Annotated in this window: 23 protein-coding genes and 1 tRNA gene; 7 read left to right on the plus strand and 17 right to left on the minus strand. The window is 60.6% G+C overall.

What is annotated here, in order from left to right; translation table 11 throughout:
* Positions 1-102: 102 nt before the first annotated feature.
* A complete protein-coding gene (locus tag NKJ23_RS08205; protein ID WP_352645826.1) occupies positions 103-447 on the minus strand; it encodes a DUF2147 domain-containing protein in 345 nt (114 codons plus the stop codon).
* Between the two features lie 459 nt (positions 448-906).
* Here NKJ23_RS08205 and NKJ23_RS08210 point away from each other — a divergent pair, with 459 nt between their 5' ends.
* Positions 907-1,173 (plus strand): SEL1-like repeat protein, encoded by a 267-nt coding sequence (locus tag NKJ23_RS08210; protein WP_010915070.1) that lies wholly within the window; start codon positions 907-909, stop codon positions 1,171-1,173.
* A 388-nt stretch (positions 1,174-1,561) separates the two neighbouring features.
* Positions 1,562-2,683, plus strand: coding sequence for a branched-chain amino acid ABC transporter substrate-binding protein (locus NKJ23_RS08215; protein WP_352569848.1), 1,122 nt, complete (start codon positions 1,562-1,564; stop codon positions 2,681-2,683).
* A 98-nt stretch (positions 2,684-2,781) separates the two neighbouring features.
* Here the strand turns inward: NKJ23_RS08215 and NKJ23_RS08220 are convergent, their stop codons facing one another.
* The 11 genes from NKJ23_RS08220 to NKJ23_RS08270 all read right to left on the minus strand — a co-directional run bounded on the left by NKJ23_RS08220 (position 2,782) and on the right by NKJ23_RS08270 (position 11,473).
* Entirely contained in the window at positions 2,782-4,770 is a 1,989-nt protein-coding gene (locus NKJ23_RS08220) for an acetyl/propionyl/methylcrotonyl-CoA carboxylase subunit alpha (protein WP_352645828.1), read from the minus strand.
* Positions 4,771-4,881: 111 nt separating this feature from the next.
* On the minus strand, positions 4,882-5,256 hold the full coding sequence (locus NKJ23_RS08225; protein ID WP_023677798.1) for a hypothetical protein: 375 nt from the start codon (positions 5,254-5,256) through the stop codon (positions 4,882-4,884).
* A gap of 43 nt (positions 5,257-5,299) precedes the next feature.
* Positions 5,300-5,680 (minus strand): hypothetical protein, encoded by a 381-nt coding sequence (locus tag NKJ23_RS08230; RefSeq protein WP_245274740.1) that lies wholly within the window; start codon positions 5,678-5,680, stop codon positions 5,300-5,302.
* Positions 5,681-5,709: 29 nt separating this feature from the next.
* Positions 5,710-6,084, minus strand: a complete 375-nt coding sequence (locus NKJ23_RS08235) for a hypothetical protein (protein ID WP_352578451.1) — start codon at positions 6,082-6,084, stop codon at positions 5,710-5,712.
* Between the two features lie 115 nt (positions 6,085-6,199).
* On the minus strand, positions 6,200-6,730 hold the full coding sequence (locus NKJ23_RS08240; protein ID WP_352454352.1) for an O-acetyl-ADP-ribose deacetylase: 531 nt from the start codon (positions 6,728-6,730) through the stop codon (positions 6,200-6,202).
* Between the two features lies 1 nt (position 6,731).
* Positions 6,732-8,339: a carboxyl transferase domain-containing protein gene (locus NKJ23_RS08245; RefSeq protein ID WP_352679819.1), complete on the minus strand. Its 1,608-nt coding sequence runs from the start codon at positions 8,337-8,339 to the stop codon at positions 6,732-6,734.
* 4 nt (positions 8,340-8,343) lie between these two features.
* Positions 8,344-8,727, minus strand: a complete 384-nt coding sequence (locus NKJ23_RS08250; RefSeq protein ID WP_352679822.1) for a type II toxin-antitoxin system VapC family toxin — start codon at positions 8,725-8,727, stop codon at positions 8,344-8,346.
* A complete protein-coding gene (locus tag NKJ23_RS08255) occupies positions 8,724-9,116 on the minus strand; it encodes an AbrB/MazE/SpoVT family DNA-binding domain-containing protein (protein WP_352679825.1) in 393 nt (130 codons plus the stop codon). The genes NKJ23_RS08250 and NKJ23_RS08255 overlap by 4 nt, the downstream gene beginning before the upstream one ends.
* Before the next feature lie 82 nt (positions 9,117-9,198).
* Complete coding sequence (locus NKJ23_RS08260; protein ID WP_352679828.1) at positions 9,199-10,362, minus strand: isovaleryl-CoA dehydrogenase; 1,164 nt, start codon at positions 10,360-10,362, stop codon at positions 9,199-9,201.
* Between the two features lie 48 nt (positions 10,363-10,410).
* A complete protein-coding gene (locus NKJ23_RS08265) occupies positions 10,411-11,073 on the minus strand; it encodes a TetR/AcrR family transcriptional regulator (protein WP_352540763.1) in 663 nt (220 codons plus the stop codon).
* Positions 11,074-11,194: 121 nt separating this feature from the next.
* Complete coding sequence (locus NKJ23_RS08270) at positions 11,195-11,473, minus strand: acylphosphatase (RefSeq protein WP_352679831.1); 279 nt, start codon at positions 11,471-11,473, stop codon at positions 11,195-11,197.
* A gap of 197 nt (positions 11,474-11,670) precedes the next feature.
* Here NKJ23_RS08270 and NKJ23_RS08275 point away from each other — a divergent pair, with 197 nt between their 5' ends.
* Positions 11,671-12,171, plus strand: a complete 501-nt coding sequence (locus NKJ23_RS08275) for a MarR family winged helix-turn-helix transcriptional regulator (RefSeq protein WP_352679834.1) — start codon at positions 11,671-11,673, stop codon at positions 12,169-12,171.
* A 32-nt stretch (positions 12,172-12,203) separates the two neighbouring features.
* Here the strand turns inward: NKJ23_RS08275 and NKJ23_RS08280 are convergent, their stop codons facing one another.
* Positions 12,204-13,310, minus strand: a complete 1,107-nt coding sequence (locus tag NKJ23_RS08280; protein ID WP_352679836.1) for a pyridoxal phosphate-dependent aminotransferase — start codon at positions 13,308-13,310, stop codon at positions 12,204-12,206.
* Between the two features lie 120 nt (positions 13,311-13,430).
* On the opposite strand from NKJ23_RS08280, the gene NKJ23_RS08285 reads away from it, so the two are divergent.
* Together NKJ23_RS08285 and NKJ23_RS08290 are read left to right on the plus strand one after the other, a co-directional pair.
* Positions 13,431-15,083: a tetratricopeptide repeat-containing sulfotransferase family protein gene (locus NKJ23_RS08285; protein ID WP_352679839.1), complete on the plus strand. Its 1,653-nt coding sequence runs from the start codon at positions 13,431-13,433 to the stop codon at positions 15,081-15,083.
* A gap of 80 nt (positions 15,084-15,163) precedes the next feature.
* On the plus strand, positions 15,164-16,816 hold the full coding sequence (locus NKJ23_RS08290) for a tetratricopeptide repeat-containing sulfotransferase family protein (protein WP_352679841.1): 1,653 nt from the start codon (positions 15,164-15,166) through the stop codon (positions 16,814-16,816).
* Between the two features lie 231 nt (positions 16,817-17,047).
* Here the strand turns inward: NKJ23_RS08290 and NKJ23_RS08295 are convergent, their stop codons facing one another.
* The 3 genes from NKJ23_RS08295 to NKJ23_RS08305 all read right to left on the minus strand — a co-directional run bounded on the left by NKJ23_RS08295 (position 17,048) and on the right by NKJ23_RS08305 (position 18,733).
* A complete protein-coding gene (locus NKJ23_RS08295) occupies positions 17,048-18,199 on the minus strand; it encodes a porin (protein ID WP_292660091.1) in 1,152 nt (383 codons plus the stop codon).
* 97 nt (positions 18,200-18,296) lie between these two features.
* Positions 18,297-18,548, minus strand: a complete 252-nt coding sequence (locus NKJ23_RS08300) for a GIY-YIG nuclease family protein (RefSeq protein ID WP_352679844.1) — start codon at positions 18,546-18,548, stop codon at positions 18,297-18,299.
* Between the two features lie 94 nt (positions 18,549-18,642).
* Positions 18,643-18,733, minus strand: a tRNA-Ser gene (locus NKJ23_RS08305).
* 448 nt (positions 18,734-19,181) lie between these two features.
* On the opposite strand from NKJ23_RS08305, the gene NKJ23_RS08310 reads away from it, so the two are divergent.
* Both NKJ23_RS08310 and NKJ23_RS08315 read left to right on the plus strand, forming a co-directional pair.
* Positions 19,182-20,378, plus strand: a complete 1,197-nt coding sequence (locus NKJ23_RS08310) for a porin (protein WP_352679847.1) — start codon at positions 19,182-19,184, stop codon at positions 20,376-20,378.
* A gap of 238 nt (positions 20,379-20,616) precedes the next feature.
* Entirely contained in the window at positions 20,617-21,678 is a 1,062-nt protein-coding gene (locus tag NKJ23_RS08315) for a tyrosine-type recombinase/integrase (RefSeq protein WP_352679850.1), read from the plus strand.
* 269 nt (positions 21,679-21,947) lie between these two features.
* Here the strand turns inward: NKJ23_RS08315 and NKJ23_RS08320 are convergent, their stop codons facing one another.
* On the minus strand, positions 21,948-22,835 hold the full coding sequence (locus tag NKJ23_RS08320; RefSeq protein WP_352679853.1) for an alpha/beta fold hydrolase: 888 nt from the start codon (positions 22,833-22,835) through the stop codon (positions 21,948-21,950).
* Between the last annotated feature and the right edge of the window lie 178 nt (positions 22,836-23,013).

Consider the following 23,013-nt stretch of genomic DNA (forward strand, 5'->3'; position numbering starts at 1 on the left):
TCCGCGTTGAGTGCAGCGACCCATGGCGACGCCATGGCTGCGAGACCGATAACATGAAAACGGGGCCGACTGGCCCCGCTCACCCCGGCAGGAAGGGCACGATCAGAGCTTGTGCCAGGTCTGGCTCTTGCAGATCAGCCCGCCGAGCACGCAGCCGCTCATCTTGAGCGAACTGCCGGAAAGCGAAGCCTTGCCCGAATAAGTCTTGTCGGTTTCCGGGTCGGTTATGGTGCCGGCATATTTGTTGTCGCCGGCAATCTTCAGTGAACCGATGTTCTTGCCGGCAAATTTGCCGGATTTGAGCGTAATCGAAAATGCCCCGCCGCCACCCGAAATGGCGGCAGTCGATCCGGCTTGCGTTTTCCAATTGCCTTCGATCGGATCGGCCCATGCCGCGCCGGTCATCATTATTGCGGCCGCGAGGGCCAGGCTCACTTGTCGAAACATGTCTTTCCTCCCTCAGGTAAGTCCAATCGGGCTCCGTCCCGGGTGTCTGCCCCTTACGCAAACGTAAGCTAGTCCAGCTCCCGGAAAAACAAAAGCGGTGCCGCGACGGAAGGGTTGCGGGTCTTTGCCCGCTCCCGATCGGCCGCGCCGGCGAAAAATGAAACGGGCCGCACACGTCTTTGTCTTCTGTGGTTAGCGGAGTCTTGATCCGCGCCTCGCAAGTTTTCTTCAAATCTTGTGCAAACCGGCGCGATTGCTGGCTTTGTATCCTTAACGAATTTTCGCGTTTACCTCTTGTTTTAGCTTTGTTTTCCTCAAATTAAGCACGCCATTTAACGACGGATTCAAGCCTCCGGAGCATTCTCGAAAGCATCGAAAGAGCGGCCGCCCCCGACGGTAATCAAGGACACCGAGGGACAGACGGAGACAGCTCTCGGGAGCCAGAACAGGGGATTTGAAATGGCACGTTTTGAAATGCTTGAAGCCGGCTTCGGCGCCATGGGGGCAACTGCCCAGGCCGATATTCTTTTCGAGTTGGGCATGATGTATGCGACTGGCCGCGATTGCGAGACCGATGTCGTCGCCGCCCACAAATGGTTCAACATCGCCGCGATCAAGGGTTCGGCCCGCGCCGCGGAACTGCGCTCCGAATTGTCTGCCGCCATGTCGAAGGTCGAGATCGCCAAGGCGCTGCGCGAAGCTCGCGAATGGATGACGATGCACTGAATTCGCCGGCATCGACTTCACAAGGGTACTGACCTCACAACAGGGACGCTTCGGGTCAAGGCCGCGCAGAGGGCCGGGCCCGAAAAATCAAGGCCGCGCAAGACGGCCGGGCCAACAAGATCAAGAACACGGCGGACGAGCCGCGCCATAAACCGTACAAACAGGGAAGGCGAGCGGATCCTGGTGGGGATACCTCGGGAGATCGATGAGAAAAGCTGCGACCGGCCGGAACAAGGCTGGCGCGGCTTTGTCTTTGGGACTGCGTGTGCAGGCCCAATCGAGCGCCGACGATGCGCCTAGACAGCTCCGGTGAAGGATGAAATTCTCCCGCCACTCTGGAAGAGGCGCGGCCGGGATGGTCGCGCGAGAATGGAGGAGTTGTGTCACCATGAAGAAATTCAGTATTTTGAGCGCCGCCATATTTGGTCTGATGATGACCGCGCCGGTCGCCTTCGCCGACGACATCACCTTTTCGGTGGTCGGACCGATGACCGGTCAGCTTGCCACCATCGGCGATCAGTTCAAGCAGGGCGCGCAAGCCGCCGCCGACGCGATCAACGCGGCGGGCGGCGTCGACGGCCGCCAGGTCAAGCTCGACATCGAGGATGACCAGTGCGATCCGAAGCAGGCGGTTTCGGTCGCCAACCGCATCATCGCCAACGGTGTCAAGTTCATCGATGGCCACGCCTGCTCAGGCTCCAGCATCCCGGCCTCCGCTGTCTACGCCGAAGCCGGTGCGCTGATGATGAGTCCGGCTTCCTCGAACCCGGTGTTGACCGACGCAGCGGCGAAAGCCGGCTGGCCGACGATCATGCGCCTCTATACGCGCGACGATGCGCAGGGCGCTTTCATCGGTCCCTGGATCGCCAAGAAATATGCCGGCAAGAACGTCGTCATCCTGCACGACAAGAGCGCCTATGGGCAGGGCGTGGCCGATGCCGTGAAGGCAACGATGAACCAGAACGGTCTCAATGAAATCCTCTACGAGGGCATCAACGCTGGCGAGAAGGACTATTCCGCTCTTGTTACCAAGCTCAAGGAGCTGAAAGCCGACGTCGTCTATTTCGGCGGCTATCACCCCGAAGCCGGCCTGATCCTGCGTCAGTCGGCGGAGCAGAACCTCAAATTCCAGTTGATCATGCCGGACTCGATCGCTTCGCCGGAATTCTGGCAGGTTGCCGGTCCGGCCGGCGAAGGCACCATGTTCGTCTTCCCGTCGGATCCGCAGGCGAAGCCCGAAGCCAAGGAAGCCATCGCCAAGATCAAGGCCGGCGGCTTCGTGCCGGAGGGCTTCACGCTGTTTTCCTATGCGGTGATCCAGGCCTTCGCCGAAGGCATCAAACGCGCCGGCAGCGACGATCCGGCAAAGGTCGCCGAAGCGTTGAAGAACGGCCAGCCGATCAGCACGGTTGTCGGGTCAGTCACCTTCGACGAGAAAGGCGACCTCAAAAACGCCAGCTACGACATCAACCAGTGGCATGACGGCAAATACGCGCCGATCCAGCCTTGATGGCCGCGGCGCCGCAAGACGCGCTGCTGTAATCGAATATGGCCGGGGTCAAACCCGGCCATATTGTTTTTGGCGACGCCTTTGTCACGCGTTCGAGATCACTTCGTGGATAGGGAAACAGCAGTCAACTGAGGTTCCTCGGCAAAGCGAACCAGCACTGTGCCGTCGGTTACCTGCGCGCCTTCGGCAGCAATCTCGGCGATAACCCCGTCATGGGGCGCGGCAATGGTGTGCTCCATCTTCATCGCCTCCAGGATCAGCAGCGGCTGGCCCTTGATCACGGACTCGCCTTTGGCTGCACGCACCAATTTGACCAGGCCGGGCATTGGAGCGCGCAGGCTGCCGGAAGCGGCGGCGGCTTCGTCGGCTCGGGCCAGCGGATCCGGCACGGCAAAACCGTAGCCGATGGCGCCATCGAAGACCGTGACGTGACCCGGCCAGCGGGCGAGGCGAGGCGCCGCGCGGAGATCCCGCGAATTGACGCTGTCATAGGGCGCATCCAGCGCCACCTCGAACCGCCCGTCCGGCCGCACCGACACGCGCGCGCCGATCTCCTGCTCGCCAAACTTCAGCAGGGTGCGCCGCGCTACAGCGTGGAAATGCGCATAGCCGGCCAGTGACGACCAGGGATCGTCCGAGGACGGCAAGTCGCGCGCACCGGACGCGGCAAGTGCCGCGGCGGCAATCGTCTCACCGCTCGGCGGCGGAACCGCCGTCAACGCCTGCTGGTGCCTGGCGATCAGGCCGGTATCGACATCGCCCGCCGCAAAATCCGCATCAGCGGCCAGCGCGGCAAGAAAGCCAGTGTTGACCGTCGAGCCGGCGATTTCGGTCTGCGACAGTGCCGTGCCAAGCGCGATGAGCGCCGTCCGTCTGTCCTTGCCATGAACGATCAGCTTGGCGATCATCGGATCGTAGAACGGCGAAATCGCATCGCCAGCGCGCACACCGGTTTCGACGCGCATGGTCGCACCCTCCGGTGCCGGCTGCGGAAATTTCAAATGGTGCAAGGTGCCGGTCGCCGGCAAAAACCCTCTTGCCGCGTCCTCGGCATAGATGCGCGCCTCGAAGGCGTGGCCGGAGAGCGCGATCTCGCTCTGCGTCTTCGGCAGTTTTTCGCCGGCGGCTACCCGCAACTGCCACTCGACCAGGTCGATGCCGGTAACCATTTCGGTGACGGGGTGCTCGACCTGCAGGCGGGTGTTCATTTCCATGAACCAGAAACGGTCGGCCTTCAAACCTTGCGAGGCATCGACGATGAACTCGATGGTACCGGCGCCGGAATAGTGGATTGCCTTGGCGGCTTTCACCGCCGCCTCCGTCATCGCCTTGCGCAGTGCCGGCGTCATGCCGGGGGCAGGGGCTTCCTCGATTACTTTCTGATGGCGGCGCTGCGCCGAGCAGTCGCGTTCGTGAAGATGCACGGCGTTGCCGAAATTGTCACCAAACACCTGCACTTCGATGTGGCGCGGCTTGTCGACATATTTTTCCACCAAGACGCGGTCGTCACCGAACGCGGCTTTCGCCTCGCGCCGCGCGCCCGACAGTGCTTCCGAAAAATCATCGGGATGCTCGACGCGCCGCATGCCTTTGCCGCCGCCGCCGGCGCGCGCCTTGATCAGTACGGGGTAGCCTATCTCGCGCGCCTTGGAGGCGAGCAACACGATCTCCTGCGCTTCGCCATGATAGCCCGGAACGACAGGCACGCCGGCCTTTTCCATCAGCCGCTTGGCCGCGTCCTTCAGTCCCATGGCACGGATCGAGGCCGCCGACGGCCCAATGAAGATCAGCCCCGCCGCGACCACCTGGTCGACGAAATCAGGGTTCTCCGAAAGAAAGCCGTAGCCCGGATGGATGGCCTCGGCACCTGTGGCCAAGGCCGCCGCGATGATCTTGTCGCCGCGCAGATAGCTTTCGTTGGCGGGAGAGGCGCCGATATGCACCGCTTCGTCGGCCATTTCGACATGCAGGGCGTGAGCGTCGGCGTCGGAATAGACGGCGACGCTGCGCACCCCCATCCTGCGTGCCGTGCGGATCACCCGGCAGGCGATCTCGCCACGGTTGGCGATCAGGATCTTGGCGAACATCGGGCCTCCACAGGCAGAGCTGCCGCCAACGGCGCGAATTCTCGTCACGCGAACTGCGGCAATGCCCTGCTTTGTAGTCTGGCGGTCAAAGGGTAGGCAAGCGAGGCCTGCCTACTTTGAGGCCGCGATTTCGCAAGCTCCCCCGGTCGTGACCCTGTAACGGTCGCGGGTAACCTGGCAGGATTTCATCGCCATATCCTCGGCAGCCTTTTGCGAGGGCGCATTCAAGCGCGAGCCGCACAGGATGTACAACGAACGCACCCGGGAATACGGAGTGGTCGCATAAGCTGAATGGCCGCTGGCCGCCACATAGGCCTTATATGCCTTGGTGCATGGCCGATCCGCGGTCGCCGGAAAATACGGGTAGAAGCGGACGTCGCCCTTGCTTCCAGCCAGCGATTCCGCCGCGCCGACATTGGGGCTCGAGATTAGAAGCAACCCGGTTATCAGCGAGAAGACTGCTTGTTTGACGCTTATAGATTTCATTTTTCCCACCCATTGAATACGTCGAAGGCCGACGAGTGTCGGTCTATTTGGAGGCAGCTATGGCGCAGGCCCCTGCAGTCGTGACCTTGTACTTGCTGCGCGCGGACTGGCAGGATTTCAACGCCAGCGCCTCCGCAGCCTTCTGGGATGTTGCATTCAGATAAGCACCGCAAATAGTGAATTCGGTTGCCCAGTTGAATGGCGTCATCGCATAGGCCGAGTGACCGCCAGCCGCCACATAGTCCTTGTAATTCTTGCCGCAGCCTCCGATTGTACCCGGTGCAAAATAGACCGGAAAGCGGCTGTCGCCCTTGCTTCCCGCCAGCGATTCGGCGGCGCCGACATTCGGTGCAGAGGCCACAAGCAGTGCAAGTACCGACATGGTTGCTCGCTTGATTGATAAAGATTTCATTGCCAAACCCATTTGAACCCCAAACACTGAAATATATTCGCCTACTTGGAGGCAGCGATTTCGCAGCCGCCGCCTGTTGTAACTCTGTAACTGTTGCGGGCGGCCTGACAGGATTTCAACGCCAATTCTTCGGCAGCTTGCTGTGACGGTGCATTCAAGCGCGAGCCGCAGATGATGTACAGAAAACGCACCCGGGAATACGGAGTGGTTGCATAGGCTGAATGGCCGCCGGCCGCTACATAGGCCTTGTAGGCCCTGGTACACGGATCCTTCGGGCTCTGCGGCAAATAGGGATAGAAACGGGTCTCGCCCTTGCTTCCCGCCAGCGACTCCGCTGCGCCGATGCCAGGGGTCACTAATATAAGCAATCCTGCAAGTAAATGCACAGTTGTTCTCTGAAAAACCCGCCGCCTCATCTTCGCCCAATCCCCATTGGTATTTGCGATGATCAATAGCCGTGATTCTTTCGTCTGGCCAGATCGAGAAGCAAAAAATAGTCTGGAGATGTGGTGGGTTGTCTCCCGCGCAGGGTCACACCCTGCCGAGTGAAGTAACGACCCGCTGATACAATTCGGCCGTCGGCTCGTCGAAGCAGCAGAAAATGACGGTTTCCGGAACGATGTTCTGGCCGATGAAGGCGCTCACGGTCCCGACAGCAATTTGCGTCGCCTGATCCTTCGGATAGCGGTAGGCCCCGGTCGAGATCGCTGGAAACGCCACCGTCCGGCAGTCCTTTGCGGCGGCGATTTCGAGCGACCGGCGATAGCAGGAGGCGAGCAGTTCGGCTTCTCCGTTGCTGCCACCTTGCCAGACCGGCCCGACCGTATGGATGATGTAGCGCGCGGGCAGCTTGTAGCCCTTGGTGATTTTTGCGTCGCCGACCTTGCAGCCATTCAATGTCCGGCATTCTGCCAGAAGCTCGCGGCCGGCCGCGCGGTGAATGGCGCCGTCCACGCCACCGCCGCCGAGAAGCGAGGTGTTGGCGGCGTTGACGATGGCATCGACCGCCAGCTTCGTGATGTCGCCGGTTTGAATGCGAATCCTCTGGCCGGTTTCGCTCATCTCACATCCTGAACACGCCGAAGCGTGTCTCCTCGATCTCGGCGTTGAGCGCGGCCGAAAGGCTGAGCGCTAGCACCTCGCGGGTCTTGGCCGGATCGATGATGCCGTCGTCCCAGAGCCTTGCCGACGAATAGAGCGGGTGCCCTTCATGCTCGTACTTCATCAGGATCGGCTTCTTGAATTTCGCTTCCTCCTCGGCGCTCCATTCCCCGCCCTTGCGCTCGATGCCTTCGCGCTTGACCACGGCCAGCACCGTTGCCGCCTGCTCGCCGCCCATCACCGAAATGCGGGCATTCGGCCACATCCACAGGAAGCGTGGCGAATAGGCGCGTCCGCACATGCCGTAATTGCCGGCGCCGAACGAGCCGCCGATGATCATCGTTACTTTCGGCACCTTGGCGGTGGCGACCGCCATGACCAGCTTGGCGCCGTCCTTGGCGATGCCGCCGGCCTCGTATTTTCGCCCGACCATGAAACCGGTGATGTTCTGCAGGAAAATCAGCGGAATCCTGCGCTGGCAGCACAGCTCGATGAAGTGCGCGCCCTTCAGCGCGCTTTCCGAAAACAGCACGCCATTGTTGGCGACGATGCCGACCGGCATGCCGCTGAGATGGGCGAAACCGGTGACCAGCGTGGTGCCGTAATTCTGCTTGAACTCATCGAATTCGGAGCCGTCGACGATGCGGGCGATTACCTCGCGCACGTCGTAGGGCTGGCGCAGATCCGTCGGCACGATGCCGTAGAGTTCATGTGGATCGTGAAGCGGCGGAATCGATTTCTGTAAGGCAAGGCTTACATTCTTGTTCCGATTCAGGTTTTTGACGATACGCCGGCATATGGCCAGCGCATGCTCGTCGTCGAGCGCATAATGGTCGGCAACGCCGGAAAGCCTTGTGTGCACGTCGGCGCCACCGAGGTCCTCAGCGGTGACGTCCTCGCCGATGGCCGCCTTCACCAGCGGCGGCCCGCCGAGAAAGATGGTCGCCTGGTTGCGCACCATGATTGTCTCGTCCGACATCGCAGGCACATAGGCGCCGCCGGCCGTGCACGAGCCCATGACGCAGGCGATCTGCGGAATCCCGGCGGCCGACATGTTGGCCTGGTTGTAGAAGATGCGGCCGAAATGATCGCGGTCGGGAAACACCTCGTCCTGGTTGGGCAGATTGGCGCCGCCGCTATCGACCAGATAGACGCAAGGCAGATTGTTCTGCAATGCGATCTCCTGTGCACGCAGATGCTTCTTCACCGTCAGTGGATAATAGGTGCCGCCCTTCACCGTGGCGTCATTGACGACGACCATCACTTCGGTGCCTTCGACGCGGCCGATGCCGGCGATGAGGCCGGCCGAAGGGATGTCCTCGCCATACATCGACCATGCCGCGAACTGGCCGATTTCGAGGAAGGGCGAGCCTGTATCGAGCAATTGGGCTAGGCGTTGCCGCGGCAGGAGCTTGCCGCGGGAGACGTGCCGCTCACGCGCCTCTTCCGAGCCACCGCGCTCGATGGCGGCGGCTTTTTCAGCAATATCGGCGACCAGCGCCCGCATGCGCTCGGCATTGGTGCGGAAGGCATCGGAGGCGGACGACATCTGAGAGGTGAGGGGGGGCATGGCGCTACCGGATCAGCTCGATCTTGCAGCCGACATCGAGGTCGCCCCAATCGCGATCAGCGGTGACGGCAATGGCATTCTCGCGAATTGCCAGCGCCAGGCAAGCCCGATCGCCCAGCGACAAGCCGCGATGCCGTGTCAATCGGCGAAGCTGCCCGGCGGCGATGCCCATCGCGTCGTCGAAAACGGCGATCGGCATGCCGAGACTGGCGAGGTCGTCCGCGGCCTGTTCCATGCTGCGTCCCTTGTCGATCAGCTTGGCGATGATTTCGGCCGCATTGACCGAACTGCATTGTGCATCCGGCGCGAACCCCAAAGCATTATCGGTGCCTTGCTCGTTGAGCAGGATTGCGAGCGCCGCCGAACTGTCCATGACGTAGGGCTTCATTTCGTCCGCTTTCCCGTTGTCCCTTCGGCGTGAAGCCGGTCGAGACGCTTGTCGCTTCGACGCTGCTCTTCCCGTCGCTCTTTCAGAAATTCGTCGACGACGCTTTCACCGGGCTGTTTCAACGCTGACAATTCGGCCTGGACGCGTCGCAGATTCTGCAGCCACGATCTTACCCGCAGCTCGCCGTTTTCGACATGCAGGATCATCTCCTCGCCAGGCTTCACGCCCATCTCCTCGCGCATCGCAGCAGGGATGACGAAGCGCCCGCCCTCGCCAAGCTTGACACGCTCGCGTTTCGCCGGAGCCCGAAGCGGCGTTTTGCGAGCGCCGGCATCGAACTGTGCTTGCGGATCTTCGTCAAATCCGGACTTTCCCGTTCTGCCCGCCATGGTTCGTCTCGCTTGGATTGTGGCACATATCCCGAAGTGTGCCACATCGTGCGGCTTCTGGCAAAATCTCAAAAAGGCGCCATCAGGCGCCCTCCACCATGATTTCCCGCCCGATCAGCCAGCGACGGATTTCGCTGGTGCCGGCACCGATCTCGTAGAGCTTGGCGTCGCGCAAAAGCCGGCCGGTCGGGTAGTCGTTGATGTAGCCGTTGCCGCCCAAAAGCTGGATGGCGTCGAGCGCCATCAGCGTTGCCTTTTCGGCGGCGAACAGAATACAGCCGGCGGCGTCCTTGCGGGCCGTCTCACCGCGGTCGCAGGCGGCGGCCACGGCATAGACGTAGGCGCGCGCCGCGTTCATCGTCGCATACATATCGGCGAGTTTGCCTTGCACCAGCTGGAATTCGCCGATCGGCTGACCGAACTGCCTGCGTTCATGCACGTAAGGTATCGCCACGTCGAGGCACGCTGCCATCAGCCCGACCGGCCCGCCGGCCAGCACGGCGCGTTCGTAGTCGAGGCCCGACATCAGCACCTCGACGCCGCGCCCTTCCTCGTGCAGCACATTGTCGAACGGCACTTCGACATTCTCGAACACCAGCTCGCCGGTGTTCGAGCCGCGCATGCCGAGCTTGTCGAGCTTTTGCGCCACGGAAAAACCGGCAAAAGCCTTTTCGACGATGAAAGCGGTGATGCCGCGCGAATTGAGTTCCGGATCGGTCTTGGCGTAGACGACCAGCGTCTCGGCGTCCGGCCCGTTGGTGATCCACATTTTGGTGCCGTTCAGCACATAGCGATCGTTGCGCTTTTCGGCGCGCAGGCGAAGCGACACCACATCGGAGCCGGCACCCGATTCCGACATCGCCAGTGCGCCGACTTTTTCGCCGCTGCAGAGCGAAGGCAGATACTTTTCCTTCTGCGCCTGCGTCGCCCAGCGGTTGATCTGGTTGACGCAGAGGTTGGAATGGGCGCCGTAGGAGAGGCCGACCGAGGCCGAGGCGCGCGAAATCTCCTCCATCGCCACGACATGGGCGAGGTAGCCCATGCCGCTGCCGCCGAAATCGGGATCGGCGGTGATGCCGAGCAGGCCGAGCCCGCCGAGCTCCGCCCACAGATGTGCCGGGAATTCGTTCGAGCGGTCGATCTCGGCGGCGATCGGTGCGATCTTTTCCTGGGCGAAGCGCCGCACCAGGTCGCGCAGCGCCTCGATGTCTTCGTCAAGCCCGAAGTTGAGCGTCTGCGTGTACATGCCGTTCCTCCCGGCGCACGACCGCGAAAATCGGGATCATGCGCGAAATCAAGTTGCTAGAGCGTCCTTTGCGCGCCCGAATAGAGGCGCGGCGTCGTAGCTCGTTGACGCGCCATCGCTCTTTGCTCCAACAAGGCGCATTGTCATTGCTAGATATGTAGCGGTGACTTCGGCGATCGACAGCCGTTCGCCCGGCCGGAACCAGACGATGACGCCGGTCATCATCTGGATCAGCGCCATGGCGGTGAGCCCGGTGTCTTCGATGCTGAATAACCCCGCTTCGACGCCGTCGCGCAGGATGGCGCGCAGCTCCTTCTCGTAGGCCGTGCGCATGCGCAGGATCTGCGTGAGTTTTTCATGCGACAGGCTGCGCAGCTCCATGTTCGAGACATGGGTGGAGTGGCGGCGTTCGATATGGAAAGCGATGTGGTTTTCGACATAAGCGGCAAGCCGCGCTGCCGGATCGGCGCCGACAGGGCGTGTTGCGCGCCACGCCTCGATCAAGCCTTCCATATGCTCACGCATCAGCATGAACAGAAGGTCCTGCTTGGTCGGGAAGTAGCGGTACAGCGCCGCTGCCTGGACGCCGACCTCGGCCGCCAGCTGGCGCATCGACATCGCCTCGTAGCCGAGACGCGCAATCAGGCTGACCGCCGCCTCGCGGACCGCAGCTTCGGTCTTCTCTCCGTCGGAACCGGTCGTACGCGCCATGACAAGCCGCCTTTTCGCAGACAATAAAACAAACGTTCAATTAATTCAAGGACCGAGGCATGTCCGGGCAGGGCAATGGAAGATTTGTGCGATGGAAGCGAATGAGCAGGATCATGCCTTGCTAGGCAACAATCCTGAAACCCGCGGACATGTTGCGTGACTCGATCTCCTCGACATCGACCTTCGAAACTGCTGCCCCTGGCGGCCCTTGCCAAAGATATTCGATCATTGTCGAGACCGCCGCATCGGCCCCTGCAATCAAGGCTGTCACCGAGCCGTCAACTTCGTTGCGCACCCAACCGGAAAGGCCAAGTCCAGACGCCTCGCGCCGCACCCAAACCCGGTAGCTGACGCCTTGCACCTTGCCGTATATGCGTACCTGCACCGTACGATCGGTCATCGCGCTCTCCATCCTTTGAGTCGAGTCTGGCGCATCGCCGTCCAAATTCAACCGCGCAACGTGCATCGAAGGTCTCTCTCCGGTCGCTATCCGCCAGCTTTACGTGCGAGATAGGCGGCGTCTCCATTAATGATTGACTAAGTCAAATAATAGGCGATCATGGCCCTGACGGAGCGGTCCGTCCGAAGGAGGTCGACATGCCGGCCGAGCGGAATGCCCTTGTCGCGGAGATACGTGGCTTCAATCGCTTCTACACGCGCCTGATCGGGCTGCTCGACCTGACCTTGACGCACAGCGCCTATACGCTGGGCGAGGCGCGGCTGCTGTTCGAATTGGGCGGCCGATCCCGCGCTGTCGCCAATAGCGGCGGTGAGGCAGGGCTTCTTGCACGGGCGTTCCACCTCGATCTCCGGCCGGCGGCCTCCGAAATCGCTGCCGAACTCCGGCTCGATCCGGCCTATGTCTCACGCGTCCTGAGGAGGTTCGCCGCCGCTGGCCTGACCGAGACACGCTCTGACCCAGCCGATCGGCGCAGACGTATCCTGTCGCTGACCGCTCGCGGAAGTGCTGAGCTCGCCAGGCTTCAGGCTGCGGCGGATCGCGACCTCGCCCGGCTGACAGCCGGCCTCGCCGATGACGCGGCTGCCGAATTATCGGACGCCTTGAAGCGCGTCATGCGCCTGCTCGGGGAGAAATAGCGGGCAGCACTGGAATCCCGGCGTTGCGCTCTTCAGTTCCCCCGCGCTGCCGCCAGTGCGCCAGGCAGTTCCTCGGCAAAGATGTCGAGCTCGTGATCGAGGCCGACACTGACCCGGATGCAGCGGTCGAGAACCGGCACCATCGGCTTGCGGATGAAGACGTCGCGTGACAACAGCGCCTGCAGCACTTTCAGTGCGAAAGCGCCGTCGCGGCCGCAGTCGATGGTGACGAAATTGGTCGCCGAAGCCAGCGGCTTCAGCCCGTTCGCTTCGGCTATTGCGGCGATACGCCGGCGGCCGGCGGCGACCCGCGCCACCACGCTATCCAGCCAGGCCTGATCGGCAAGCGCCTCGACACCGGCGATCTGCGCCATGCGGCTGACGCCATAGTGGTTGCGGATCTTCTCGAAGTCCCGAATCACCTGGGCCTCGGCCACCGCATAGCCGCAGCGTATGCCGGCCAGCCCATAGGCCTTGGAGAAGGTGCGCATGCGGATGACGTTCGGCCGCGCGACATCGATCGGCGGCAGCGCTGAGGCTGGCCCTAATTCGCCATAGGCTTCGTCGAGCACCAGCATTGTGGTCTCCGGCAAGGCTTCGATGAAGCGGCTGAGCTCGGCGGCTTCCCACCAGCTGCCCATCGGATTGTCCGGATTGGACAGGTAGACCAGTGGCGCCTTTTCCCTGGCCACTGCCGCCAGCAGGCCGTCGAGGTTTTCCCGATCGTTCTCGTAGGGCACTGCGACCAGCCGGCCGCCGACGCCGGCAACATGAAAGTTGAAGGTCGGATAGGCGCCGCGCGAGGTCACCACCGCATCGCCCGGCCCCACATACATGCGCGCAACCAGGCTGAGCAGCCCGTCTATGCCTTCGCCGACGACGACGTTTTCGGCGCCGACGCCGAGATGCCTGGCCACGGCTACCTTCAAATCGTGATTATCGGGGTCGCAATACATCCACATGTCGCCGGCAATCTCGGCCATGCGGGCAACGACGCGCGGCGAAGGGCCAAAGCTGCTCTCATTGGCGCCGATGCGGGCGCGAAAGGCGCGGCCGCGATCACGCTCCTGCGCCTCAGGGCCGACAAACGGCACCGTGGAGGGAAGCGCGTCGATGAGCGGCGTAAGGGGAGGGCGCATGGCAAAGGCTCGTTCGAAAAGGGGCCTTCTTGCTAGCCTGCCAGCTTGGCCTGCGCAAGTTCCGCGGCAGGCGGGCACGTCAGGCTGGATTCTCCCGGATCATTTTGCTAGCGAGACATGATGAGCAACCGACTGCCGCCCGCCTGGTCCAAACATATAAAGTCCCGCTCGGCGCCGAAAGTGGAACCGCCGAAAGCCAAACCATTGTCGCGGGCGCAGGCTGACGACATGCTGCTGAAACAGGCGTATGACTTTCAGCAGGCCAAGCGGTTGGCCGAGGCTAAGGAACTGTGCCGTCGCGTGCTGGAGCGCACGCCCAACCATCCCTTGGCATTGTATATTATGGGCACGCTATTCATCGGGCTCGACGATGAAATTGCATTGCGATATTTGGCGCGAGCCGTCGGCGAGGAGCCTCGAAACCCCTATTACCACCTTAGTCTGGGTGAAACCTATCTGAAGGTCAGCGAATATTCGCCCGCAATCACGCATATCCAGCAGGCCTTGAAGTTGAAGCCGGATTTGCTGGAAGCGCTTTGCGCGTTGGGACGCGCTTACGTCGAATTCGACAAGGCTGACATGGCTCTGCCGCTTTACGAGAGAGCGCTCAAGATCAACCGCGATCATCCCCGCGTTCGGGCGGGATTGGCCAGCGCCCTCATCGGTCTCGGCCGCATGGACGAAGCCGAAATCTATCTGAAAGAGGCGATCGAACGTCGCATAGCCATGCCAGCCGCCTATAATGAGCTTGTGCGCACGCGCAAATTCACTGAAGAGCCGGCGGAACTTAAGTCCATCTTGCGCGAGCTTGGCAACCCAAAGCTTGACCCGGACAGTGCGATGACACTTCATCACGCTGCCGGCAAGGTGCTGAACGACCTTAAGCGCTACGACGACGCGATAGATCATTTCAAGAAAGCCAAACAGGTCGCCGGCTATAAGTTCGATCTGGAAACCTATCGCCGCTGGGTCGACTCCACGATCGAGTTCTTCAACCCGGATATGTTGGCTGCCAAGGCGGGTTATGGAAGCCCATCGGAAGTGCCCGTGTTTGTACTGGGCATGCCCCGCTCGGGGACCACCCTGACCGAGCAGATTTGCGCGAGCCACCCGGATGTTCACGGCGCAGGAGAACTCAGCAAGCTAAGACGAACCGCAAATGCTATCGGCCTTACGAGGCTTTCGGCACAGGGCTTGGGCCAATCGATCGTGCCGATCACCCCCGACCTAGCCAAGATGCTGACCGAGGGGCACCTGTCCTACCTTCGTGAGCGTGCGCCGACCGCACTTCGCATAGTCGACAAAATGCCCCAGAATTTCGAACTGATAGGCCTCATAGGCCTTCTTTTCCCCAACGCGCGGATTATTCACTGTCGCCGCGACGCCATCGACAATTGCCTCTCATGCTTTTTCCTGAATTTCTCCAAGGGACACAGCTACATCACCGACCTGCAGACGCTCGGGCTGTATTATCGTGAATATGATCGCCTGATGCGACATTGGGACAAGGTTTTTCCGGGACGCATCTTCGAAAGTCGCTACGAGACGCTGGTTGCGGATCAGGAGGCACAATCGCGCCGTCTGATTGATCATCTTGGATTGCCCTGGGACGATGCCTGCCTGCGCTTCTTCGAGAATGACGGTTCGGTCAACACGGCCAGTCGCTGGCAAGTCCGGCAGCCGATCTACAGGTCATCTGTCAAGCACTGGAAAAATTATGAGGGCAAGATCCAGCCGCTGATCGACGCCTTGGGCGACCTAGCCGAACTTTGAACAAGGAGGGCGCCCGACAGGATAGGCCAGCCCTTCAGGCCAGGCTGGATTCTCCCGGACCATTTTGCTAGCGAGACATGATGAGCAACCGACTGCCGCCCGCTTGGTCCAAACACATAAAGTCCGGTTCGGCGCCGAAAGTGCAGCCGTCGAAAGTGAAATCGCCCTCGCGCGCGCAAGCTGACGACATGCTGCTGCGACAGGCGCTCGAACTTCAGCAAGCCAAGCGGCTCCCGGAGGCGGAGGAATTATGCCATCGCGTTCTCGCCCGCACGCCCAATCACCCGCTTTCGCTCTACATCCTCGGCACGTTGGGGCTCGGTATCGACGACGAGTTGGCTCTCAAATATTTTGCGCGGGCAGTAAGCCAGACGCCTCAGAATCCATATTTCCACCTTAGCCTGGGAGAGGCCGGTCTGAAGCTTGGCGACAGCTTGCTTGCGATCAGGCACCTGCAGCGCGCCTGCGAATTGAAACCCGATCTGGTGGAAGCGCTTTGCGGACTAGCGCGTGCCTACGTCAACTTCGACAAGGCCGAGATGGCTTTGCCCCTTTACGACAAGGCGCTAAAGATCAACGGCGACCATCCCATGGTCCGGATTGGTCTGGCTGGTGCGCTCACCAGCCTCGGCCGCATGGACGAAGCCAGAGCCTATCTCGATCAGGCAATAGAACGTCGCGTCGATGTTGGGGCAGCCTACAATTACCTGGTCGACACGCAAAAGTTCATCGAAAAACCTGCCGAGCTCGACTCTATCCTGCGCGAACTCTCCAATCCCAGGCTCGAACCCGTTGCTGCATCGCAGCTCCACCACGCGGCAGGCAAAGTGCTGAACGATCTTCAGCGCTATGAAGAGGCGATAGATCACTTCAAGAGGGCGAAAAAGGCCGCTGGTCACAATTTCGACCTGGAGTACTACCGCCGAAGCGTCGATTCCATGATCGAGATATTCAGCCCGTCACTATTGGAAGCCAAGGCTGGCCACGGCAGTCCGTCTGAAGTGCCTGTGTTTGTGCTGGGCATGCCCCGGTCGGGGACGACGCTGACGGAGCAGATCTGCGCGAGCCATCCGGATGTCCATGGCGCCGGGGAGCTTACGAAGCTGCGGCGAATCGCGAACTCGATGGGCTTTAGAATACTGTCGGATGAGGACCTGCGCAGTTCGATTATGTCGATGACGAGGGATCAGTCGAGGGCGCTGGCCGAAGAATACCTGTCTTATCTGCGCCAGCACGCGCCCGCCGCGCCCCGCATCGTCGACAAGATGCCGCACAACTTCGAGTTTATCGGCGTGATCGGAATTCTCTTTCCCAACGCGCGCATCATTCATTGCCGGCGCGATGCCATCGACAATTGCGTGTCCTGCTTCGTCTTGCATTTCACCAAGGACCACGGCTACAACGCCGACCTTGAGACACTCGGGTTGTACTACCGCGAATATGATCGCTTGATGCGGCACTGGGACAAGGTCTTTCCCGGACGTATTTTCGAAAGCCGCTACGAGACGCTGGTTACGGATCAGGAGACGCAGTCGCGCCGTCTCATCGATCATCTCGGCTTGCCTTGGGACGATTCCTGCCTGCGCTTTTTCGAGAAGGACAGGTCGGTCAATACCCCCAGCCGCTGGCAGGTCCGGCAGCCGATCTATACATCATCGGTCAAGCGCTGGAAAAAATATGAGAGTACGATCCAGCCGCTGATCCAGTCGCTTGGCGATCTCGCCGAGATTTGATTTGGAGTTGGCGGTCCACATTGCGTGGATCGTGATATCTGAACCGCGCAGGCTTACGGCTGATTTCCAGCGTGCGGCCAGATATCAGTCGGTAGAATTTCTCAGCAACTGGCAGAGAACGATCGCGACTTGTAACCGACGCCATGCTCACGCGGCTGGTAGTGGAGTCGCGCCGATACGAAAAACCCGGCGGTCGCCCGCCGGGTTCGATGTCAAATCACGCTCGGTCTGTTAGAACGAGCGCTGGAAGCGGAGCATGCCGCCAATGCTGTCCTTGTCGTCGGCATTGGTCCAGTTGCGATCGTAGGCTTTGTCGAACTGACCGTCGTGGGCCCAATCGACTTCGGCGGTGATCGTGAAGCCGGGAACGATATCGTAGGCGACGTTCGCGGCGACGCCGTAGTTCTTGTCGTCGTCAACCGATGCCTGGAGGTTGAACGAGGTCTTTTCGTTGATGGTGTAGGTGCCACCACCCCAGACTGCCCAGTTGCCGCCCCACTGCTTGTAGAAGTTGCGGTCGATGTTGTCGTCCGAACCGTAACCGGCCATGAGGAACAGTGTCAGGTTCTGTATTGGCGTAACGTCGACGCGAACCTTGCCGGCCCACTCTTCCCAGGTGCTGTCATAGGCGGCGACACCGGTGATCGAGCCCCAGCCCTGTGTGTATTTGATACCGCCGACGACATACGGGACATAGCTGTCGATGGAATCATTGCCGCTGTTGCTGTCTTGGAAAATGCCAGGATCCGCAGCGGCACTGCCCGAACCGGTTTCCAACGAAGCCACGGCCGAGAAGCCGTTTCCGGCATCGAAGTAGTACTGGACGACGTTGGTGTCGAAGCCGCCGTAGGGGACCAGCGTATCCTGGATGACGTTGCCGGCGTAGCCGATGAAGGTATCGAAGGCCGATTCGTCCTTACCGACGCGCAGACCACCGAGCTGGACCCAGGCAAAGTTCAGCGAAACGCTCGTACCGCCGTTAAAGTTGTCATCAAGGTAATCGTTGTGGTTACCCCAGTTGAAGCGGGTCTCGGTGTAGGTCTTCAGGGTGCCGAGCTCGGTTTCCTGGCCGGTCCAGGTCTTCAGCGTGAAGCGGGCGTGCTTGTAGTAGGTATCCTGCGAGTCGCCGTCCTGCTGATCGGTGGTCTTTGCACCGTCGAATGAGCCGACGTCACCGATGCCGATGTCATAGCGGACGTAGCCGCCGATGCGCAGGCAGGTTTCGGTGCCGGGGATGTAGAAGTAGCCAGCGCCGTAGACGTCGCAAATCTTGACGTATTCAGCGGGTTCCGGCTCGGCGACGACGACGGCGTCGGCGGCGCGCGCACCGGAAACTGCGATCAGTGCCGCAGCGGAGCCGAGAAGAAGGCTCTTGATGTTCATTTTCTGACCTCCAGTCAGAATCGGGACGGAGGTCGGCGAAAAGCAGCTCGTTGGGTTCGTTTTTATTTATATTTCAAATAGATAGGTCCTAAGGCCGTCAGCGAGGCCCTGTCGGCCAAAAACGTTTACTCGCAAAGGCCTTGCCCGAACCGGTCTTGAAATATCGCTCGAGTTGCCGTGCGTTGGCCTCGGTTTCAACCCCGATGTAGGCCTTCAAGATTACAGGCAGATAAGCCTTAGTCGAAGTCACATAGCCTGATCGGTGCGAATCAAAACGGCGTCGAAGATCGTTGGTCGATCCGACATAGACATCGCCGTTACGGAGTTGCAGAAAATAGACGTACCACATGGTCCCCCTACGCTACTTCGTAGCTTCGGGCGACACCCTACGCCCAAAATGCGGCTTCGGGTGGCCTGCCACCCGAAGCCCGCAGGGCGTAGGGTGGCGGAGAGGATGGGATTCGAACCCACGAGAAGCTTTTGACCTCTACTCCCTTAGCAGGGGAGCGCCTTCGACCACTCGGCCACCTCTCCGTTGCGCCGGTGGATAAAGAAAAGCGCCGGCACAATCAACAAGCTGACGCTATTATCCTTGAAAAATCGACCCTTCGCCAAAGCGCCGCGCGGCGATGTGGCGATTCTACGGCAATTCCCTGGTTCGCGACTGGGCCATGGTCACATTTCGGGCCGACCATCGCCGGAATCCGCGGTTTGCAACGGCTTGCGAAGGGCTGTTGGTTAACGGGAGCTTTCGGAGTGAGGCCAAATCGTGTCATTTGTGCAACAACGCCGGGGTATAGCGCCAACACAAACCTTTTGCCGGTACGATCGTGGTTGAACGCCGCCGTCTCATGGGTAATGTCGGGTTTGAAGGAGCGGCGCGGTGCGCATCTTTTTCGGTAGTGGGGATGGGGCAGGGAACGCTGTCCTTCAGCAAAGAATACCCAGACCCGTTTTTTAACTTTTGACTGGAGGTCAGAAAATGAACATCAAGAGCCTTCTTCTCGGCTCCGCTGCGGCACTGATCGCAGTTTCCGGTGCGCGCGCCGCCGACGCCGTCGTCGTCGCCGAGCCGGAACCCGCTGAATACGTCAAGATCTGCGACGTCTACGGCGCTGGCTACTACTACATCCCCGGCACCGAAATCTGCCTGCGCATCGGCGGCTATGTCCGCTATGACATCTCCGTGGGCCAGGCTGGCTCGTTCGACGGCGCCAGGTACCAGGACCTGTCGGATGCCTTGGATGGTGAAGACAACGTCAACGACGGCTATTACAAGCAGGCTCGCTTCACACTGAGGACCTACACCGGCCAGGAAACCGAGATGGGCACCTTGAAGACCTACACCGAGACCCGCTTCAACTGGGGAACCGGTTATCAAGACGTGCCTGGGTTCGACGAGCACTTTTCCAGGTTTGGTAGCAGAGGCGTTTCGCTGAATTTCGCCTGGATCCAGCTCGGTGGTCTTCGCGTCGGTAAGGACGAAACAGCCTTCAACACGTTCACCGGCTACGCCGGCAACGTCATCCAGGATACGATCGTTCCCTACGGCGGCTTCGACACCAATGTCGTCCAGTACTACTTCGATGCCGGCAACGGCTTCTCGGCCGTGGCTTCGTTGGAAACCGGTGAAGGCTTTATCCTTAACAGCGCCAATACTGCCACCACTCTCGGTCACGACTCGGTCGACAGCTATGTTCCGTATGTCGTTGGCGGCGTGAAGTACACGCAGGGCTGGGGTTCCATCAGCGGTGTTGTTGCCTATGACAGCAGCCTGGAAGAATGGGCCGGCAAGGTTCGCCTCGACGTGACGCCGATGCAGAACCTGTCGCTGTTCCTGATGGCCGGCTACGGCTCTGACGACAATCTCCCGCGCAACTTCTACAAGCAGTGGGGCGGTAACTGGGCAGTCTGGGGCGGTGGCACTTACACCATCAACGAGAAGACCTCGTTCAACCTTCAGGCGTCGTATGACGAAGCCAAGGAAGCTGGCGTCGCGGCCAATATCGCCTACGACATCGTTCCCGGCTTCACGATCACGGCCGAAGTGGACTGGGCTCATAACAGCCATCACATCGATAGCGACTCGCTGCCCGGCTATGAATACAACTGGACCGGCATCCCGGCGGACAAGAAAAACGCCGTTGGCGGCTTCCTCCGCTTCCAGCGCTCGTTCTAAGGGCTGGACTTAAGGCAAGTGAAATCCAGCCCGGGCGCTTTAACGCCCGGGCTGTTTTTGTTTTCGCGACTGGTAGCAAACAGAAGGAAAAGGGGGTTCGGTAGCTGAACAGGGTTGTGGAACGATGTCGTTGGGATCCGCCACTGGTGGATGAAATCGGCCGCAACGCTTAAAACTCTTGAAAGGGCACCGCCAAGCAGGTAGGTCTAGGCCTATCCACTCGGGGGTGTGGCGAATAATGACGAACGATGCGATTCAAGAGGGAGGAACCTCTGATCATTTTTCGATGTTTTCTTCTCAAACTGCCAAGATAAAATACAGTTATAACAAGATACGAGAAGTAAAGTCGCACAGGATCGGAGAACTTTTTTCAGCATACCGGGACATACTTTGGGATGACGGGCGGCATAAATACAATGTCAGCTCCTTCATCGGCGAAATAGACGAGATCCTCCTTGGGGAGCGTTTCAGCGCCTTTGACCAAAGCACCCTCGACAACCTTATCGGCACCTTGCGCCAGCGCGGCAACAGCAACGCAACCATCAACCGGAAGATGGCTGCCCTCAGCAAACTGCTGCGCAAGGCTCACAAGATGGGGGATATCCACAGCCTGCCCGAGTTCCGCCGCCAGAAAGAGCGAGCGGGACGGATTCGTTTCCTCGAAAGGGACGAGGAGGCCCGGCTGTTCGCCGCCATCAAGAGCCGCAGCGAGGACGCTTATCGGCTTTCCGTCTTTCTCGTCGACACCGGTTGCCGCCTCGGCGAAGCGCTGGGTTTGATCTGGAACGATATCCAGGAGCACCGCGTCAGTTTCTGGATCACCAAATCCGGCCGCAGCCGCACCATTCCGATGACCGAGCGGGTAAAAGAGGTGATCAAGCTGCCGGCCACCGAGGGCCGCCGGCCCAAAGGCCCGTTCACCAAGCTCAGCCAGGCGCAGTTTCGCGCCATCTGGAACGATGCCAAGGCCGAAGTCGGGCTTGGCGCCGACGATCAGGTCGTGCCGCATATATTGCGCCATACTTGCGCCTCGCGTCTCGTCCAGGGCGGCATCGACATCAGGCGCGTGCAGATGTGGCTCGGTCACCAGACGCTGTCGATGACCATGCGCTACGCCCATCTGGCCACCAACGACCTCGACGGCTGCGTCACCGTGCTGGAAACGCCTCGGTCCGGTGGCTCGGACATCGGCGGTGCAAGCGCTTTGTCTGCTCATTCAGCGATGGATGAGCAGAAGAATAAGCCGGCTAAGAGCGAAAAGTCTCCGAAAACCGTGGTGAAAAGGGCAAAATCCCGGTAGTGTCGCTCATCTGGCTCGCGTACGGCTCTCCCTTCTCCCCTTGTGGGAGAAGGTGGCCGAGCGCAGCTCGGTCGGATGAGGGGTGTTCCAGGGAACGCCAACGCCTCATTTCTTCCAACACCCCTCAACCGTCGTGGCTACGCGCCAATCCACCTTCTCCCACAGGGGGAGAAGGGAAGAAACGTGGGCACCGACTTCGACAATCTGTCACCGCTAAATAGGGTCCGTGTAAAGCTTTCAAGGTGGTTATTTGATCTTGAGTTTTACTTCTAACCGCCCCGCCGCTCCGCTCGATCGAAAAAACCAGCGATCCTGCCCGGCAGGATCCCGGACCCCAAAAACGGTGCATGCCCCTGGCCGTCGGCGGTGATCGTCTCGATATCGGTATGGCGCGTCCGCATCTGCTCGAGCGTTTCGGCGGACAGCAGCTTCGAATTCGCGCCGCGTATGACGAGCATCGGGATGGCCGCCAGCGCGTCGAACTGTGGCCAAAGATCGGCCAGCGGCCGGGTGGGATCGAGCCCCGCCAGCGTCTCGACCAGTTTCGGATCGAAATCGGGCAGAAATCCCTCCTCGGTCTCGCGGTAGAGGGCTGATGCCATCCGCTCCCAATCCGCATCGGTCAGCGCCGCAAAATCCGCGCCATGGGTGCTGCGCAGGCCGCGGACCACCTCTGCGTACGTCTTCGGCCTGGGCGCGAGGTCGAGATAGGAGCGGATATGGGCGAGACCTTGCGACTCGATCACCGGGCCGATGTCGTTGAAGACGATGGCCTTCAGCACGGCCGGCCGCATCGCCCCGAGCACATGGATGATCAGTCCGCCGCGCGACGTCCCAATGAAGGCTGCCTTCTCGATGTTCAGCGCCGCCAGCCCGGCAAGGATATCGCCCGCCTCGATGCCGATATTGTAATGGCCGATATCGGCATCGTACGCGGACTGCCCGCGCCCGCGATAGTCGAAGGCGACGACGTTGCGCTTCGCTTGCGCCGACAGATAAAGCGCCAATTCGTGAAAGTCACGGCAATTGCGGGTCAGGCCGGGCAGGCAAACGACTGGCCAGCGGCCGGAATTCGCTTCGCCGTAGATGCGGGCGTGCAGGGACAGCCCGTCCGGCGCGGCGTAGAAGAAATCGGAGAAGCCTTCGTCGTTTGGCATGTACACTCGATTCCGTGCTGCTGTCAGATCGTTGCGACTGCTACAGGCGAGGGCAGGGGCGGTCAAATCGGGGGCTCTTCCTTCTCTCCTTGTGAGGGCTTTGCACGGGGAAGCGAAATCCTGGTTGGTGAGTTAATGGGGCTTTTTTGATGGCCGGGAAAGCAGTTTTCGACGGCTT

The organism is Mesorhizobium sp. M0184 (assembly GCF_040322215.1).
Classification (GTDB): Bacteria; Pseudomonadota; Alphaproteobacteria; order Rhizobiales; family Rhizobiaceae; genus Mesorhizobium.